The organism is Antarctobacter aquimaris, assembly GCF_900184945.1.
In the GTDB taxonomy this organism is placed as follows: Bacteria; Pseudomonadota; Alphaproteobacteria; order Rhodobacterales; family Rhodobacteraceae; genus Maliponia; species Maliponia aquimaris.
This window is the reverse complement of record NZ_FXYF01000048.1, coordinates 1-1,023: the sequence shown is the minus strand read 5'-3', so window position 1 is coordinate 1,023 and position 1,023 is coordinate 1. Positions and strand designations below refer to the sequence as shown.

Annotated in this window: 1 protein-coding gene; it reads right to left on the bottom strand. The window is 66.1% G+C overall.

Annotated elements, in window-relative coordinates:
* Positions 1-944, bottom strand: a 944-nt coding sequence (locus MAA8898_RS25585) for an IS110 family RNA-guided transposase (protein WP_094023831.1), incomplete at its 3' end; no start/stop codon positions are given.
* Positions 945-1,023: the final 79 nt, after the last annotated feature.

Genomic DNA, 1,023 nt, shown 5'->3' with positions numbered 1-1,023 from the left:
CGGTTCGCCAAGGCTATCGCGACGACCCTCGTCTCCTTGGTTGCCAGCTTCCGCGACAGCCAGTCCGTTCCCGGATGGCGGCTCCTGCGCCGGACCATGATCTGGGCCATGGCGCCCAAATACGGCAGGCGCCGGATGTAGCGGTTGCCCATCTTTGAGATGCCACCGCTTCTGGGCTTCCCGCCGGTCGAATGTTGCTTCGGCGTGAGGCCGAGCCAGGCAGCGCAGTCCCGTGCGGAGGAGAAGTTGCCGACATCCGGCGTCGTCGCGGCGATCGCGGTTGCGGTCAACACGCCCACGCCGGAGATCGAGGCAAGCCGCCGGCTCACCTCGTTCTGCCGGTGAACCTCTTCGATCTCGCCGGTCAGACGGTCGATCCGCGTTTGCGTCTCCGCGAGCTGATCGAGCAGCGCCCGAAGCGGAAGGCGCGCGGCCTCGGGTACCTTGTCGAGTTCCTCAGCCAGGCTTGCGACCCGCTTCGAGCCCTTCGCCGTCACGATCCCGAACTCGGCCATATGGGCGCGGATCGCATTGCCCACTTGCGTGACCTGCCCGACGAGGAAGTCCCGTGCCCGGTGCAGCACGAGGGCCGCGGAGTCCGCCTCGCTCTTCACGGGAACGAACCGCATCGACGGCCGCGTCACAGCCTCGCAAATCGCCTCGGCATCGGCCGCATCCGTCTTGTTGCGCTTGACGTAGGGCTTCACGCAGGACGGTGGCATCAGCCGGACCTCGTGGCCCAGCCGCTGCAACTCACGCCCCCAGTGATGCGCTCCCGAGCACGCCTCGATCCCGATCAGGCCGCTCGGGCGCCCTTCGAAGAATGCGGGAAACTGGCCGCGCCGAAGCTGACGCCGTACTACAACCTTGCCGTCGGCGTCTACGCCGTGGACCTGAATGACATTCTTGGCGAGATCAATTCCGACTGTGCCAACTTCGAACATGGATGGCTCCTCCAGTTGGGACAATGACACCCCATCATGGCGCAGCGCGACGCCGGGAGCAGGAGCCATCCACACCATC